This window comes from Plantibacter sp. CFBP 13570, assembly GCF_014841395.1.
GTDB classification, from domain to species: Bacteria; Actinomycetota; Actinomycetes; order Actinomycetales; family Microbacteriaceae; genus Plantibacter; species Plantibacter auratus.
The window spans coordinates 20,490-35,243 of sequence record NZ_JACYTW010000020.1 but is presented as its reverse complement, the minus strand read 5'-3'; the positions used below and the strand labels follow the sequence as shown (position 1 = coordinate 35,243).

The window sequence follows — 14,754 nt, the reverse complement described above, 5'->3', positions numbered from 1 at the left end:
GCCCGGCCGTCCCGGCGTCACGCGGGAAGGCTGTCCTCGATCGCGGCGATGACCTCGGGGGCATCCGGCTCGGTGGTCGGACGGAAGCGGTGCACGGTGCCGTCGGGCGCGATGAGGAACTTCTCGAAGTTCCACTTGACGTTGCCGGCCTTGCCGTTCGCGTCGGCGGTCTTCACGAGCTCCTGGTAGAGCGGGTGCCGGTTCCGGCCGTTGACCTTCACTTTGTCCATCATCGGGAAGGTGACGCCCCAGGTGGCCGAGCAGTATTCGGCGATCTTCTCGTTGTCGCCGAGCTCCTGCAGGAACTGGTTGCTCGGGAAGCCAATCACCGTGAAGCCGCGGTCGGCGTACTCCTTCTGGAGCGCCTCGAGCTTCTCGTACTGCGGTGCGAGGCCGCAGCGGCTCGCGACGTTGACCACGAGTTTGGCCTTCCCGTCCCACTCCGCGAGGGTCGTGTCCCGGCCGTCGAGGGTGGTGACGGGGATGGTGTCCAGATCGGTCATGGTGTGATGCCTCTCATCTGTCGAACGACGTCCTGCTCGAGCACTGGTGTGCGCAAGCGGATCCACTCCGAACGCTACTCGCCCAGGACACGGCCGACGCCCTTTCGTCAGTGCGTTCTCAGCCGACAGCCGTTGACACCGCCTGCCCGCCGGTGGATCGTGAGTGCAGCAGATCGGAGCAGGACATGGGACGCATCCACATCGACCTCTTCATGACCCTCGACGGCGTCGCTCAGGCGCCCGGTGGGCCGGAGGAGGATCCCAGTGACGGGTTCGCGTTCGGTGGCTGGCAGGCGCCGCTCATCGACGAGGTCGACGGGGAGCAGATCGATGCCGGCATGGTGGGCATGGACGCCCTCCTGCTCGGGCGCCGGACCTACGACATCTTCGCCGGGTACTGGCCGCACCAGGAGGGTGGCCAGGACGACGGCATCGCCAGGCTCTTCAACCGACTGCCGAAGTACGTCGCGTCACGCGAGCCGAGGAAGCTGGGGTGGGGGAACTCGACGCAACTCGGATCGGACCTCCCCCAGGCCGTTCGATCACTGCGCGAGCGCCATGCGCAGATCCACGTCATCGGCAGCCTCGACCTCGTGCAGACCCTGCTCGCTGACGCACTGTTCGATCAGCTGAACCTCTGGGTGTACCCGATCACGCTCGGCACCGGGAAGCGGGTCTTCGCCACCGGCACGGTGCCGTCCTCGCTGCGCCTGCTCGGCCCGGCGACCACCTCCCCCGCAGGGACCGTCCACCTCAGGTACGAACGGATCGACGGCACACCGGCCACCGGCGACATGGGCGACCCGCGATGAGCGCGTCGGACGAGGCATCGGCGCAGACGCCCGAAGCCGACACCCGCTTCGACACGGTCGTCGTCGGTGCCGGCGTCGCCGGGCTCGTCGCCACACGACTCCTCGCGGCCGCCGGACGAGCAGTGGTCGTCGTCGAGGCCCGTGACCGGGTCGGCGGGCGGGTGTCGACCGAGCGTCGCGACGGTCAGGTGACCGATCTCGGCGCATCGTGGGTGCACGGGGTGAACGACAGTGCGGTCGCCACGGCGGCCGACGCGTTCGGGATGCGGACAGTTGAGTTCACCGTCGGCGGCTACCAGCCGGACAGCCGGCCGATCGCGTACTACGGGCCCGGCGGCGAGCGTCTGTCGGACGCCGAGGCTCGCGGCTTCGCCGAGGACGTCCACGCCCTCGACGCGACGCTCCTCGGTGTCGTCGCCGAGTCAGCCCCGGACGCGTCGTACCGTGACGTGACGGAGGCGGCGCTCGCGTTGCAGGGCTGGGACGCCGAGCGGGTGCAGCGGGTCCGCGAGTACCTGGAGCATCGTTCGGAGGAGCAGTACGGCGCATGGATCGAGGACCTCGCGGCCCACGGGCTCGACGACGACGCGATCGACGGTGACGAGGTCGTGTTCCCCGACGGGTACGACGTGCTCCCCCGGCGATTGGCCGAGGGGCTCGATGTGCGCCTGGAGCACGTGGTGACGAATGTGCGGTGGTCTGCGGACGGCGTCGAGGTCACCGCGCAGGGACCGATGGGCGAGGTGGTGCTGCACACGGGCTCGGTGGTGGTGACGGTGCCGGTCGGGGTGCTGCAGTCGGACGAATTCGCGATCGATCCCCCGCTGCCGGAGCCGGTCGCCGGCGCACTCTCCCGGTTGCGGATGAACGCGTTCGAGAAGGTGTTCCTGCGGTTCGAGCGGCGATTCTGGGACGAGGACGTCTACGCGATTCGACAGCAAGGCTCGGAGAGTCGACGCTGGCACTCCTGGTACGACCTCACGACGGCGCACAAATCGCCGACGCTGCTGACGTTCGCCGCCGGCCCGACGGCCGTGGAGATCCGGGACTGGGACGAGTCGTGCGTCGTGGAGTCGAACCTCGAGCAGCTGCGGCGCCTGTACGGCGACCGTGTCGAGGAGCCGACGGAGGTGCACGTCACGCGCTGGCAGGACGACCCGTTCTCGCGCGGGTCCTATGCCTACATGACCGTCGGCTCGACGACCGACGACCACGACGCCCTCGCGACCCCGGTCGGTGGCGTCCTGCACCTCGCGGGCGAGGCGACCTGGACCGACGACCCCGCGACGGTGACGGCGGCATTCCACTCCGGCCATCGGGCGGCGGAGCGCATCCTTGGTCAGTCGATCCCGATCGAGACCCTCTGGCGCGACGAGAGCGCAGTACCAGTCGTCAACCCGATCCGATAGCGACAACGAGTACGCTCTCGCGAGCGTCGAATGAGAGGAAACGTATGCGATTCATGATGTTCGTCCTCACGGACCCGGTGCCCGACGAACCGACCGACGACTCCGACGTCGACCACTGGGTCCAGGAGCTGGACACGACCAGGCGGCGGCTCCTCGGCGACGTGCTCGATCCGAGCGAGGCGCGCGGCGTCCGTGTCCGCGCCGGCGAGCGATTCGTCACCAACGGCCCGATCCCGGGTGCGACCGACACCCTCTGGGGCTTCGACATCCTCGAGTGCACCGACCTCGACGAGGCGATCGACATCGCGGCCCGCCACCCGATGGCCCGCAACGGCCGCCTGGAGCTGCGCCCCTTCCCTGCAACGAGCTGAACGGCACGCTGTCGAGACCGAAGGGTCAGTACTCGCGCATCTCGTAGAACGGCAGATCGTTGCAGCCTGCCTCCAGTGCGTCCATCCGCCGCTCCATGGGTGTATCGAGTAGTCGCTCCAGCGGCGAGTTCGAAGCCCCTGCGGCGATCGCATCACACGTGGCGACGGCACGGAAGTGGGCCGGGTAGATGAAGATCGCCAAGACGATCGCAGCAAGGCTGAAGAGCAACAGTCCTGGAGCGATGCCCCGTTCCTTCCGCTTGAGTTGGAATCCGACCCCGGCGATGATCGCTGCGATCGGCGCGAAGAGGGCCCCGGTAATGACGACACCCCCGAGCAAGGCGACGAGGGTAAGCCATACCTCTGGATTCCGCATTCGAACCTCCATTGGTTCCGATGCAGCTGATGCTCCTATCACGCCATGGCATCGACAACCCCCAAGGCGGGGGGCAGCTGGCGAGCTGAGCGGTCCTCACGCCGACCAGGATCCTCGGCATCGGTCGAAGCATCGGTGGCCGACCCGCGCTCCTCCCGGCACTGTGGACGCCGATGCGGAACCTGGACGACGCCCGTCGACTCTGGGACGAATCCGAGCGGCTCATCGGACGGTGACGCGGCGGCTGGGCGCTGGTCGGACGGCCGGCGCTCCGAGCACGCCCGCCGGAACCCCTGGCGGTCACCGCCACCCCGGGCGACCGGCGGCGTGCTTTGACGTGATTCGCACGGCCGCGCCCTACGGGAGCGGAGGCGTCCCATCCGCGCCGCGCGCGATGCGGAGCATCCGCGTCGCTGTCGCGTGGAGGAGTGCTCTGAGGTCTTCAGGCTCGTCGACGATCACCGCATGATCTCCCAGCCCGGCGATCACCGCTGGAAGCCAGTCGAGGCGTTTGGCTCGGATCGAGACCCGATGCCAGCCAGGTGCGTCCTCGATCGAGTCCACGACGGCCACGCTCTCCGGGAAGTGTGCCCGTATCTGCGGGACGCTCGCCTGGATGCGCAATCGGACGTGCCATCGGTAGTCCGCCCCCGCGAAGCGGTCGACGAGTGGAGGGCGCTCCGCTCGAGCAACCGGGTCTGGGAAGACGCCGGGCAACGTCCGCGCCGATCGGATGCGGTCGACCCGGAAGGTGCGCTCCTCCACTCGCTCGACGTCGAACGCGTCCAGGTACCAACGACCGGCGTGGACGAGCAGGTCGAACGGATGCACCGTGCGACGCGAGGGCGTGTCCTCCGCGTCGCGGTAGCGCAATTCCACGGGGCGTCTCGCTCGGATCGCGTCCGACACGGTGAGCAGGACTCCCGCGTCGGGCACGTCGTGGCGCGTCGGTCTCCGTGCTGCGGCCTGCAGGACCGCCTCGAGGCGGTCCACGGATGCGGCCGGGAGGGATCGTCGGATCTTCGCGAGGGCGATCTGCGCTGCGACGTCCGGGGAGTCCAAGGACGATTGAGCCTCACTCAAGCCGAGGAAGACGGCGACCGCTTCCTCGTCAGTGAGCATGATCGGCGACACCTGTCGGCCGACGGCGAGGCGGTACCCGCCGTAGCGGCCGCGCACCGACTCGATCGGGACATCCATGTCCACGAGACGCTGCACGGAGCGGCGCACGGTCCGTTCATCAACGCCCAACCGTTCGGCGAGCTCTGGCACGCTGCGGATCTCCGCCGATTGCAGCAACTCGAGCAGCTGCAGCGCTCGAGCAGTCGGCGAGCCGGCATGTCCCATCTCATGAGAATACCGGGCGAAATCTGTCCGGTATCGGCTCTATCGTCGTCACCGCCGCCGCACCCGCGCGGAACACCACCAGCCAAGGAGACACGCATGCAACTCGCAGCCACCCGGATCATCACCGACGACGTCGACACCCTGGTCGTCTTCTACGAGCGGGTCACCGGTGCGACCGCGACACGATTGCACCCACTGTTCGCCGAGGTGCGCACCGACACCGGCACGCTCGCCATCGCCAGTTCAGCGACCATCCCACTGTTGGGTGAGAACGCCGCCGCACCGCGAGCCAACCGATCCGTCATCCTCGATCTGCTCGTCGAGGACGTCGACGCGGCCTACACGACGCTGCAGGGCGTCGTGGAGACGTTCGTGAACGACCCGACGAACATGCCGTGGGGCAACCGCTCGCTGCTGTTCCGCGACCCCGACGGCAACCTCGTCAACGTCTTCACCCCAATCACCACTGACGCCGGTGAACGCGTCGGATCGTGAACCTGCACCTGCCGGCTACGCCGGGATGACGCTCGACAATAGTCGCGGTGCTGGCGGGAGCGCTTCGTGCCGGTCTGACGCACGCAGTCCGTCGATCACGAGCGCGGCGTAGCGTCGTGCAGCTCGGACGCGCTCCGTCTCCGTCGTACGTGAGAGTCCGCGAGCCGCGAGCAGGACCACGAGGAAGTCGTCGAGGACGAAGTCCGCGCGCAGCGCACCGACGTCGATGGCACGACGAGCGACGGCGGTGATCGCACGCACGGCCTGTTCACGCTGGGTCCGGAAGTCGACGGCATCGGGGTAGGCGGCGAGGAACGCGTCCGTGAACCCCTGGTTCCGAGCGTTGAGGACCAGGACCTCCTCGATGATGCCGCGGAAGCCACGCCAGGGGTCGACGTCTGCGCGGGCGTCGACCACGATCGAGCGGCAGGCGTCGAGCTCGTTCACGAAGGCGGCTCGGACCAGATCGGCTTTGGTCGGGAACCGTCGGTAGAGGGTGGCCGGCCCGACACCGGCTCGGCGGGCGATCTCTCGCATCGTCACGTGGAGACCGTCGGTCCCGAACAGTTCGCGGGCTGCCGCGAGGACGCGGTCACGGTTCTCCTGGGCGTCGGAACGCAGGTTCTGAGGCAGTGTTGCGGACATATGTCTCACATTACTCAAGTGGACGGGTGCGTCCGTTACGTTTCGGGAGGCGGGTCAGATCCCCCGCCGCGAAACGGAGTGCACCCATGCGCGCAGTGATCATCCGGACCTTCGGCGACCCGAGCGGGATGGAGGTGACAGACCTGCCCGTCCCCACGCCCGGGGCCGGTGAGGTCCTCGTTCGAACGGAGGCCGCAGGCGTCGGCGGGGTCGACGTCGTGATCCGCCGGGGCGGGATCGCCGAAGCCGCACGGGACTCGGGGATGATCCCGGGAAGTGAAGCAGCCGGTGTCATCACCGCGACCGGGCCCGACGTCGACCCCGCGTGGGTCGGTCGACGGGTCTGGGCGTTCACGGGGAGCTCGGGCGCCTACGCCGAGCACGTGATCGCGCGAGCAGACGAGATCGTCGAGCTGCCCTCCGACCTGACGCCCGTCCAGGCGGTGACGCTGGGCAGCGCGTTCCCGGTCGCGCACTTCGCGCTCGAACGCGCTCGCCTGACCGAGGGCGAATCCGTCCTCGTGCGCGGGGCCGCCGGGAGTATCGGCCTGGCCGGCGTCGAGCTGGCCGCTCGTGCCGGCGCCGGCGTCATCGCCGTCACCACCTCGTCCTCCGAACGCGGGGAACGTCTGCGGGCGTTCGGTGCAACCCATGTGCTCGACCGCTCCGGCGCAGACGATGCGGACGCCCCGGCGGAGTTCGACGTCATCCTCGACATCGTCGGCGGTCCCGATCTCCCCCGGTTCATCGAGCGGCTCTCGCCGAACGGCCGCCTGATCGCCGTGGGCGTGGTGGGCGGGTTCCCGCCCGCCGACTTCGGCACGGCTCTCCTGGCCGGCTTCCGCCGATCGATCACCTTCGGAACCCTGAGCCTCGACACCGTGCCGCGCGAGGAACTCGCCCGGGTGCGAGCCGAGGTGTTCGACGACGCCGTCCGAGGCGCGCTCTCGCCGGTGGTCCACGACACCCTGCCGCTGAGCGACGCCGCCGAGGCGCACAGTCTCATGGACGCCGGGGACGTGTTCGGGCGCATCGTGCTCGTCCCCTGAGCCGGCTGACGAGGCAGGGACCGATCCGCCACCGCTACAGCCAGATCGTCGCCAGCCAGATCTCGACGGCGGCGAGCACCAGCAGGGCGACGTTCAGCCCGAGGACCCGGATCTCGCCGCGACGCACGTGCAGGGTGATACCACCGATCTGCACCAGCACCAGCCCGACCGCCGCAGCGACGGTCAACCAGGTGAGGACGCCCACGAGCGGGGGCAGGATGAGGCCGACCACGCCCAGCACTTCGAGCAGTCCGATCACTCGAACCGCCGAGAGCGGCATGCCGTCGACCCACGCCATCATCGGGCGGAGCTGCTCTGCAGAGCGGACGAGCTTCATGCCGCCCGAGTACAGGTACAGGACCGCGAGCAGTCCTGCGACGATCCAATAGGCGATCACCATGTGCAACCTCCGAGTGCGTGTGCGTTGATGGTTACGATGGGTAACCAACGCAAGTGTGGACCGGATCGGACCGGCGTACAAAAGGCACACGCGTGTGACCGAGCCGCGAGGGGTGCCGTGTTCCGCTATCAGAGGCTGTGTTCCGTCAGGGGCGACCAGGGCAAGGCCATCCGCTCACTCCTCGACCGCATCGCCGACAAGTGGGCGCTCCTCCTCATCGCGACGCTCCATGACGGGCCGTTCCGCTTCACGGAGCTCGAGCAGCGCATCCCGGGCATCTCCCGACGCATGCTCACCCTCACCCTCAGGAACCTGGAACGCGACGGGCTCGTCACCCGCACCACCTTCGCCGAAGTGCCGCCACGGGTCGAGTACGAGCTGACGGACCTCGCGCAGTCGCTCATCCCCCATGCGGTGGGACTCGCCGAGTGGGCCGGAGAGCACGTCCCCATGATCGAAGCGAGTCGAACGGCATACGACGAGCGGTCCTGACCACCTGCCCGCGCTGCGGGCCAACGAAAAAGTCCCGGAAACCAGATCGTTTCCGGGACTTCATGGTCGGGCTAAACTACGTCCGTTTAAGGATTTCGGGGCCCGTGACCGCCCTCGGCGAGACGACTGGATTGCAGCCAATGTCCCGTCGCTCGCCGGATAAGGTCATGCAAAGGTAGACATGTGTCGCACTTTCGCTATCGTCTTGGTCCTCCAATCAAGGTGAATGGCGAAAAGATCACCGTAATGCGTGTCGTCCGCCTCAAAGGCAAGCCGACCCTCTGAGGACGGCAGGCACGGCGATAGGGATCGGGGGCTACACGTTCGCACGCAGCCACTAGACAGCGTGCAGAACACTGTAGGCCTCGGCGATGACTAGAACTCATCGCTTACGAACTTCTCGCTAGCTAGGTACGGGTCAGCGTCCAGTTCTTTCCGATGTTGGATAGCACAGGCACGCTCGCGAACAACCCGACCGACTGTTGACTGCACCTCGTAGACCTCCTCGGCGCCCGAAGATGTTCCCGATGATGTTGCTCATGGCAATTATCGGCGGATGGTCGCATATACGCTCATCGCGAAGCTTGTGGACGAGGACGGTCGTGTGCTGTGCGATTGGGCAAGACAGGCAACAGACGCGCGTGGAATCGGGATCACGCGCCGAGGACCCAAGCATCGTGATTGCCGCATCGTGGCCACACACTCCGACATTTTCACTTAAAGCGCAAGCTCTAAGTGCTCCCACTTACCTTCCTTCGAAGTACTGGCGATCCGTCAGCGAACGACTACAACGTTCTCGGCGCGATATCTACCCTCAGCGTCCTGCGAGACATCAAACTCGACCGCAAGACCCTCCATCAGCGCACCACGATCATCAGGATGCGCTAGAGCACCAAAATGGAAAAACAGATTTTCCGGAAAATCCGGATGGGATATGAAGGCGTATCGTTCCCTCACCGAGAGTATAGCTCCACTGAATCTGCGCGCCTCACTGACTTGCTCGCCAGACCACTCGAGGCCCACAATCTGGTCACGCTCGGCCCGAGGACTTCCTGCGGTAATCAAGAATCGCTTCTGATGAAGCAGGAAATCATCCGGCAACTGAGCGACTACCCGTACCAGACGCTCCCACGAATCGACCGTTCGAAGTCTCTGATCATTCATTGCAAACTGGAGCTCTGATCCAACGCGCAAGCGTTGACTATCTGACGGATCATTCATGCTCTTGATGGCACGGACCGATACCACGATCGAGCGGACGACTGCATCCGCGAGTCTAAAGTCGTGCGCACTCTCCACTAGCAGTAGCTTGCCGGTGTGCGTGCCCGATAGGCCCTTCTCCAACGCCGATTCCGGCATTTTGTCATCTAGCTCAGCCTCCGCCCATCGACGCCAGCTATCGACGATAGCGGTCGTTATAATCCGCCTGAGCTTGTGGCTACCAGTTTCTTCGAGTGCAGACTCCAGAAGTTCTTGCCCAAGCGAATAGCGGCGATCCCAAACGTAGTAGTTACCAAGCGCCATGGCCGTATCGGCGGTCGGCAGCGTCGCGTAAGCAAACTCGGCGTGAGGCAATGCACCGCCCAGATCATGACCGGCTCGCGCGAGATGGCCAGCCAAGAAGTAGCTGACTCTAGCTCTCTCTTCGTCTGTGACACATTGGGACCTAGCATCCCTATACCGGGCGCTAGCCACCGGCGAATTCCCGCGATTACTCAGAATGAAAGCTTCTACGCGATCTACCTCAAAGTATCCAGGGTTGAGCATTCGCGCACGTGACAATTGAGCCTCGGCTCCGTCAAAGTCAGCATTTCGTGCGAGGCGAAGAGCTAGTCGGAGGAGGTGAGCCGTTGGTTCGTCTTCGTCCGAGCGCGCAATAACCACATTAGGGTCAAATACGCGCTTGGCGGCGTTCAACCTTGCTTCTTCACGATCACGGACAAAAGCCGCTTCTCTGTCCAAAACACCGCTCATCACGCTACTATTAGCGTCAACCCTCGGTAGGTACGCGCGTGCGGTCGCCGAGAGCTCTAGCAGGTCCGGGGCCCCAACTTCTAATGCCGGGGTCCTAACCACGAGAGAACCCTGAGCAAGCACCTGGGCAGCCATCCGCAGTGTGTCAATATTCAGAGCTGCAACCACGGCTAATTCGTCAAAAGAAATCGGACGATCTAGAGTTCGAAGGATTGCTAGAACCAGTTTCGCGTCAGCGGATAGCGCCTCGTAGACGTTGTCAACACAGAACCGAAGAAGCTCGGTCTGATTTCGAAGCGCATCGGTGGGCGTCTTGCCCGCTTCGACGCTCAGGACATACCATCTAATAGCGAGAGGGGAGTGCCTAAGCCGCTGCACGACATCACGGCCAACAGGATCGGTCAAACTCGCTATAGACGACTGCCCTCGCCTGGACGCGAACTTCCTCAAGAGCAACAAACTGTCGCGTTCACTCAGACCCGCTATGGCAATCCGTCGTTCAATCTGCCCGATACCGACACGACTTGTGAATAGGAACGAGACAGACTCCGGGAGCGCATCATATAGCGCGACCACTTCGTCACCTTGAGCGGACTCCAGATTATCGATTACTACTAGCGCCCGAAGGCCAGAGAGATAATCGGCGAGCTCTTCCAGGCTACCCCCAAATGATGGGTCTAGAGAACGCCCCAGCTCCCCCGCCGCTCCGCTTATATCGCGTATCGCATCAGAGATTCCTCTGACTCCGTCGGCAGTGAGACGTTCATTCTTTAATGAAACCCAAAGTACCGCCTCAAAAGGCGGATCAGTAGAATCTACTAGGCTGTAGCAGGCATCCAAGGCCAGCGCCGTCTTGCCAATACCACCTTCACCGGTGAGAGTGATCATCCTATCGCGACCTTTGACCAACAGGTCGGTGATCTGGCGTCCCTCCACGGATCGGCCCACTAGCCCCGTCTCGTCGAAATCAGCGGAGGGTAGGTTGTGGAGCACTCGATCGAAAGGGGCTGGCTTGGTCTCGAATGCCGGTTGCCACGCTGGGTCCCGCTCGAGGCTCTTCAATATCGCCTCCGTTGTCGGGAAGTAGCGAGAGCGCAATCGAGCAATGAAAGTGTGCGCGCTATCCAGATCATCGAAACGTAGGGGACGCCCGTGCATGACCCTATTTCGAACCGCCACAAATCCATCCATCGGGCCCACATTTAAGGTCAACAGATCACCAAGGTCACGAGGAATTATCTGCTTGTGCCGCAATAGAGTGTCATAAGCTTGCCTCAAGAATAGGTAGTCGGTGAGTAGCCCAGATTCTCCATCGGGATCAGAGTCTCGTCGGCTGCGAAGACCGGCGGCTTCGGCTCCAAACACTTGATCCTGATCGAGATGATCAAGTAGATACTCAAGAATGCACCGCCTAAGATCCTGCTCCAAGGCGTCGATCGCGACAAAGGCTCGTGCTTTCGACGTGAAAGATTGCTGGTCCATTCATGCTTCTCTCTAGAATTCCCAATACCGGGAGTGTCCGTGACCTGCTCATTCGCAAGCGGCCGGCGCAATTTGATAACGTCGGGGCGAAGTCCCAATATCCCGGCTTCATCCATTCTCTGTAAATGTGAGATCCTCATTTGCGAGCCATAGCGAATTTCTTGGTGCCAGCCACATGCGACGCAGGGGTGGCTGGGTGCGCTGAAGCCTAAAGCTGACTGAGGAAATCATGCCCAATTGGCGAGGGTACCTGGTCGTTCACATCCTATCTAGGTTGGCCGGCACGTCATCCTGCCCCGCCCCACACCCGAAGCGCGATCTAGTGCTACATACTCTGCCAGAAAGATGTCGAAAGTACCGCTCAAGACCGAACATTCGCTCTCCCGTGAGACACGACCATCCCTGAGTCCGCCACCACCTCGCGACCGAGCCCAATTGTTGGGTCTGCAGGTCTGCGCGCATTTTCGAAATGTCGACTGCGGAATGGTGAGTGGACTCACTGACCAAGGGCTTGCAGGCACAGTCAAAATTTCTACTCGAACGCTGGCGCATCGTTGTTTGCCCACCTCTCCGNGCCGCGCAGGTTTGCTCATTCTCGTATGGTCGGGTGTCACCATGACGGCGTGCCGACTAAGTTGACGGCTGTTGGCTTACTGCGCCGTCCGGAATCTAAACACGCTGGCTGTTACTCATGGAGACGTGCTGGACCCAAGCGAGACGCGCAGCCTCCGTATTCACGCAAGCGAGTGACCGGCTACAGGCGTCCGGATTCCGGGTGCTACCGGCAGCTCGAGATTCGGGAATACACAGGGGCTCCTCGTTGAACAAGGCAGTAAAAATCTCTGCCCGAAGTCCTTCGGCGCCCGAATGAACGACGCATCAAGCGCCCCCTCTCGCGGGCACGACGAAGCCCTGGTGGGAAGTCGATCCACACCAGGGCTTTTCTGTCGGGCTGACAGGATTTGAACCTGCGACCCCTTGACCCCCAGTCAAGTGCGCTACCAAGCTGCGCCACAGCCCGATGCCATCCCCGCGGGCGGAGAAGACAACTCGAACAGTCTAGCGGATTCCGAGGGCGCTCCGTGACACGGCTCCGGCGACGGCAGCCCGGTCCAGACAAGCCGCACTCGTCGGGTGGGAGGTCTCCCCTGCCCGCCCCCGCACGGGGCACGCTACCGTGACTCGTCCGCGCCCGCGTGACAGGACGAACCGACCGATCCGGTCACCCGACGAAGGACCACCATGCGCTACAGCCACTACTGGAAAGAGGTCCGTGTCGCGGCCCTCACCGCCCTGCCCGTCGCGATCGTCTCGGGCATCGTGCAGGTCAGCCGCAACACACCGATCGACGACGCCATCATCGGCGGCGCCATCACCTTCGTCGCACTGTCACTGCTCATCCCCGTCGTACGTCACTGGCTGCACCCCGAGTCCCGCGGCTGACCACTGCGGCACGCCGAAGTCCTCGCGGCACGTCTTGTACGACGTGCCGCGAGGACGGGCACGTGCCCGGACGCAGGCGGCTACTCGGACTTGCGATCCGCGACGAGCTGGTCGCGCACCTTGCGGCGCAGCACCTTGCCGATGAGCGACGTCGGCAGCTCGTCGAGCTGCACGACCCGCTTGGGCACCTTGTACGCCGTGAGGCGGGTCCGGCAGTAGTCGCGCAGCGAACCGGCGTCGAACACCGTCCCGGCACGCATGACCACCGCGGCCGTCACATCCTCGCCACCGGAATCGCGCGGCAGGCCGACCACGGCGGCCGACTCGACGTCCGGGTGCGACAGGAGCGTCTCCTCCACCTCGGACGGGCTCACGTTGAACCCGCCGGTGATGATGAGCTCCTTCACCCTGTCGATGACCGTCACGAAGCCGTCAACCGACACCGTCACGATGTCGCCGGTCCGCAACCAGCCGCCCTCGAGCAACGCCTCGCGCGACTCGTCCGGACGACCCCAGTACCCCTGGAAGACCTGCGGGCCACGGAGCAGCAGCTCGCCCGACTCCCCCGCCGCACGGTCGACCGTCGGGTTCTCGGGATCGACGACACGGATCTCGGTGCTCGGGAACGGCACCCCCACGGTGCCCGGCCGACGCGACGGACCGATCGGGTTGCCGAGTGCCACCGGCGACGATTCCGTCATTCCGTAGCCCTCGACGAGTAGACCGCCGGTCGCCTCCTCCCACCGCGTGACCGTCGACACCGGGAGGCTCATCGCCCCGGAGATCGCGAAGCGGACACTCGTCAGGTCGACGCCCTTGCGGCTCGACGCACGCGACAGCGCGTCGTAGATGGGCGGCACCGCCGGCAGGAACGTCGGCGGGGACTTCTTCGCCGCCGTGAGCACCAGCTCCAGGTCGAACTTCGGGAACAGCACGAGCCGCGCCCCGATGCTCATCGCGAACGTCAGGCACAGCGTCATGCCGTACGCGTGGAACAGCGGCAGCACCCCGTAGAAGACCTCGCCACCCTCGCTCAGGCCAGGCACCCAGGCGCGTCCCTGCTCGGCGTTCGCCCGCAGATTGCGATGCGTGAGGATGGCACCCTTGGGTGCCCCCGTCGTCCCGCTCGTGTACTGCAGGAGCGCGGTGTCGTCGAGCGTCGGACGCACGACCCGCTTCGACAGCTTCCGTCCGCCGATCAGCCGCTCCCACGGGAGCACGTGCTTCGCCGACGGGGTCGCGGTCATCGCCGCACGCGACTCACGCGCACGCTTCACCGGCAGCCGGAGCGCCAGACGCTTCGACAACGGCAGAGCCTGGGTGATGTCGACGGACACGATCCGGCCGCGCATGACATCGGCCGGGAGGTCGGCCACGAGGTCGTAGACCTTGTCCCACACGATCGCGACGTGCGCGCCGTGATCCTCGAACTGATGCCGCAGCTCGCGAGCCGTGTAGAGCGGGTTGTGCTCGATGACCGTCGCGCCGAGCCGGAGCGCCGCGTAGAACGCGACGACGTGCTGCGGGCAGTTCGGCAGGACGAGGGCCACGCGGTCGCCCGGCTTCACACCGAGCTTGCGGAGCCCTTCGGCCGCTCGCGCGACCTGTTCGCCGAGCTCGCTGTAGCTGGTCTCCGCGCCGAAGAACTCGAGGGCGATGCGATCACCGAAGCGCTTCACCGAGGTGTCGAGCAGGTCGACGAGCGTCTCGGTGACCTCGTCGATGTCGGCGGGCACGCCACTGGCGTAGGACGACAGCCACGGCCGCTCGGCCAGGCGCTGACGCTGCGCCTCGCCGGCCTCGGTCGGCTCCGACGACTGCTCGCCCTCGCGCTGCTCGGCTGTGTTTCCTCGATGGTCCACGACGATCCTCCAGATGACACCCGTGCGCACCGCACGCATGCCTCCACCCTAGGCGGGCATGTATGCCCGACCGGGGATGCAACCGGACCGCTTG

The 14,754-nt window shown here is 65.1% G+C and carries 14 protein-coding genes and 1 tRNA gene; 7 read left to right on the top strand and 8 right to left on the bottom strand.

The features are described 5' to 3' along the window. Positions 1-17: 17 nt before the first annotated feature. Positions 18-503: a glutathione peroxidase gene (locus tag IFT89_RS09025; protein WP_202938782.1), complete on the bottom strand. Its 486-nt coding sequence runs from the start codon at positions 501-503 to the stop codon at positions 18-20. A 185-nt stretch (positions 504-688) separates the two neighbouring features. On the opposite strand from IFT89_RS09025, the gene IFT89_RS09020 reads away from it, so the two are divergent. The 3 genes from IFT89_RS09020 to IFT89_RS09010 are packed head-to-tail and all read left to right on the top strand — an operon-like array spanning position 689 to position 3,095. Continuing rightward, positions 689-1,315 (top strand): dihydrofolate reductase family protein, encoded by a 627-nt coding sequence (locus IFT89_RS09020; protein ID WP_202938781.1) that lies wholly within the window; start codon positions 689-691, stop codon positions 1,313-1,315. Next, a complete protein-coding gene (locus IFT89_RS09015) occupies positions 1,312-2,724 on the top strand; it encodes a flavin monoamine oxidase family protein (RefSeq protein ID WP_202938780.1) in 1,413 nt (470 codons plus the stop codon). The genes IFT89_RS09020 and IFT89_RS09015 overlap by 4 nt, the downstream gene beginning before the upstream one ends. A gap of 44 nt (positions 2,725-2,768) precedes the next feature. Next, positions 2,769-3,095, top strand: coding sequence for a YciI family protein (locus tag IFT89_RS09010; protein ID WP_192004813.1), 327 nt, complete (start codon positions 2,769-2,771; stop codon positions 3,093-3,095). A 25-nt stretch (positions 3,096-3,120) separates the two neighbouring features. Here IFT89_RS09010 and IFT89_RS09005 read toward each other — a convergent pair whose 3' ends face one another. Both IFT89_RS09005 and IFT89_RS09000 read right to left on the bottom strand, forming a co-directional pair. Further along, a complete protein-coding gene (locus IFT89_RS09005; RefSeq protein WP_159878965.1) occupies positions 3,121-3,471 on the bottom strand; it encodes a hypothetical protein in 351 nt (116 codons plus the stop codon). A gap of 357 nt (positions 3,472-3,828) precedes the next feature. Beyond that, entirely contained in the window at positions 3,829-4,818 is a 990-nt protein-coding gene (locus IFT89_RS09000) for a helix-turn-helix transcriptional regulator (protein ID WP_202938779.1), read from the bottom strand. Between the two features lie 96 nt (positions 4,819-4,914). Between IFT89_RS09000 and IFT89_RS08995 the strand changes: the two genes are divergently transcribed. Continuing rightward, complete coding sequence (locus tag IFT89_RS08995) at positions 4,915-5,313, top strand: VOC family protein (protein WP_202938778.1); 399 nt, start codon at positions 4,915-4,917, stop codon at positions 5,311-5,313. Positions 5,314-5,328: 15 nt separating this feature from the next. Here IFT89_RS08995 and IFT89_RS08990 read toward each other — a convergent pair whose 3' ends face one another. Next, entirely contained in the window at positions 5,329-5,958 is a 630-nt protein-coding gene (locus IFT89_RS08990; protein WP_244650667.1) for a TetR/AcrR family transcriptional regulator, read from the bottom strand. An 86-nt stretch (positions 5,959-6,044) separates the two neighbouring features. On the opposite strand from IFT89_RS08990, the gene IFT89_RS08985 reads away from it, so the two are divergent. Beyond that, on the top strand, positions 6,045-7,007 hold the full coding sequence (locus IFT89_RS08985) for a zinc-dependent alcohol dehydrogenase family protein (RefSeq protein ID WP_202938777.1): 963 nt from the start codon (positions 6,045-6,047) through the stop codon (positions 7,005-7,007). Between the two features lie 34 nt (positions 7,008-7,041). On the opposite strand, the gene IFT89_RS08980 is transcribed toward IFT89_RS08985, so the two are convergent. Then, a complete protein-coding gene (locus tag IFT89_RS08980) occupies positions 7,042-7,407 on the bottom strand; it encodes a DoxX family protein (RefSeq protein ID WP_194600381.1) in 366 nt (121 codons plus the stop codon). A 117-nt stretch (positions 7,408-7,524) separates the two neighbouring features. Between IFT89_RS08980 and IFT89_RS08975 the strand changes: the two genes are divergently transcribed. Then, on the top strand, positions 7,525-7,899 hold the full coding sequence (locus IFT89_RS08975; protein WP_307783480.1) for a winged helix-turn-helix transcriptional regulator: 375 nt from the start codon (positions 7,525-7,527) through the stop codon (positions 7,897-7,899). A gap of 774 nt (positions 7,900-8,673) precedes the next feature. Here the strand turns inward: IFT89_RS08975 and IFT89_RS08970 are convergent. Both IFT89_RS08970 and IFT89_RS08965 read right to left on the bottom strand, forming a co-directional pair. Next, positions 8,674-11,355 carry an NB-ARC domain-containing protein gene (locus IFT89_RS08970; RefSeq protein ID WP_202938775.1) on the bottom strand — a complete coding sequence of 894 codons (2,682 nt, stop codon included), beginning with the start codon at positions 11,353-11,355 and terminating at the stop codon, positions 8,674-8,676. Positions 11,356-12,302: 947 nt separating this feature from the next. After that, positions 12,303-12,376: transfer RNA gene (locus IFT89_RS08965), tRNA-Pro, on the bottom strand. A gap of 221 nt (positions 12,377-12,597) precedes the next feature. Here IFT89_RS08965 and IFT89_RS08960 point away from each other — a divergent pair. Then, a complete protein-coding gene (locus IFT89_RS08960) occupies positions 12,598-12,798 on the top strand; it encodes a hypothetical protein (protein WP_056005177.1) in 201 nt (66 codons plus the stop codon). Between the two features lie 80 nt (positions 12,799-12,878). Here the strand turns inward: IFT89_RS08960 and IFT89_RS08955 are convergent, their stop codons facing one another. Continuing rightward, positions 12,879-14,699 carry a long-chain-fatty-acid--CoA ligase gene (locus tag IFT89_RS08955; protein WP_202938774.1) on the bottom strand — a complete coding sequence of 607 codons (1,821 nt, stop codon included), beginning with the start codon at positions 14,697-14,699 and terminating at the stop codon, positions 12,879-12,881. Positions 14,700-14,754: the final 55 nt, after the last annotated feature.

Excerpts from the sequence above, each read along its gene's own strand:
- IFT89_RS09025 (WP_202938782.1), bottom strand. The coding sequence starts at position 503 with ATGACCGATCTGGACACCATCCCCGTCACCACCCTCGACGGCCGGGAC.
- IFT89_RS09020 (WP_202938781.1), top strand. The coding sequence starts at position 689 with ATGGGACGCATCCACATCGACCTCTTCATGACCCTCGACGGCGTCGCT.
- IFT89_RS09015 (WP_202938780.1), top strand. The coding sequence starts at position 1,312 with ATGAGCGCGTCGGACGAGGCATCGGCGCAGACGCCCGAAGCCGACACC.
- IFT89_RS09010 (WP_192004813.1), top strand. The coding sequence starts at position 2,769 with ATGCGATTCATGATGTTCGTCCTCACGGACCCGGTGCCCGACGAACCG.
- IFT89_RS09005 (WP_159878965.1), bottom strand. The coding sequence starts at position 3,471 with ATGCGGAATCCAGAGGTATGGCTTACCCTCGTCGCCTTGCTCGGGGGT.
- IFT89_RS09000 (WP_202938779.1), bottom strand. The coding sequence starts at position 4,818 with ATGGGACATGCCGGCTCGCCGACTGCTCGAGCGCTGCAGCTGCTCGAG.
- IFT89_RS08995 (WP_202938778.1), top strand. The coding sequence starts at position 4,915 with ATGCAACTCGCAGCCACCCGGATCATCACCGACGACGTCGACACCCTG.
- IFT89_RS08990 (WP_244650667.1), bottom strand. The coding sequence starts at position 5,958 with ATGTCCGCAACACTGCCTCAGAACCTGCGTTCCGACGCCCAGGAGAAC.
- IFT89_RS08985 (WP_202938777.1), top strand. The coding sequence starts at position 6,045 with ATGCGCGCAGTGATCATCCGGACCTTCGGCGACCCGAGCGGGATGGAG.
- IFT89_RS08980 (WP_194600381.1), bottom strand. The coding sequence starts at position 7,407 with ATGGTGATCGCCTATTGGATCGTCGCAGGACTGCTCGCGGTCCTGTAC.
- IFT89_RS08970 (WP_202938775.1), bottom strand. The coding sequence starts at position 11,355 with ATGGACCAGCAATCTTTCACGTCGAAAGCACGAGCCTTTGTCGCGATC.
- IFT89_RS08960 (WP_056005177.1), top strand. The coding sequence starts at position 12,598 with ATGCGCTACAGCCACTACTGGAAAGAGGTCCGTGTCGCGGCCCTCACC.
- IFT89_RS08955 (WP_202938774.1), bottom strand. The coding sequence starts at position 14,699 with ATGCGTGCGGTGCGCACGGGTGTCATCTGGAGGATCGTCGTGGACCAT.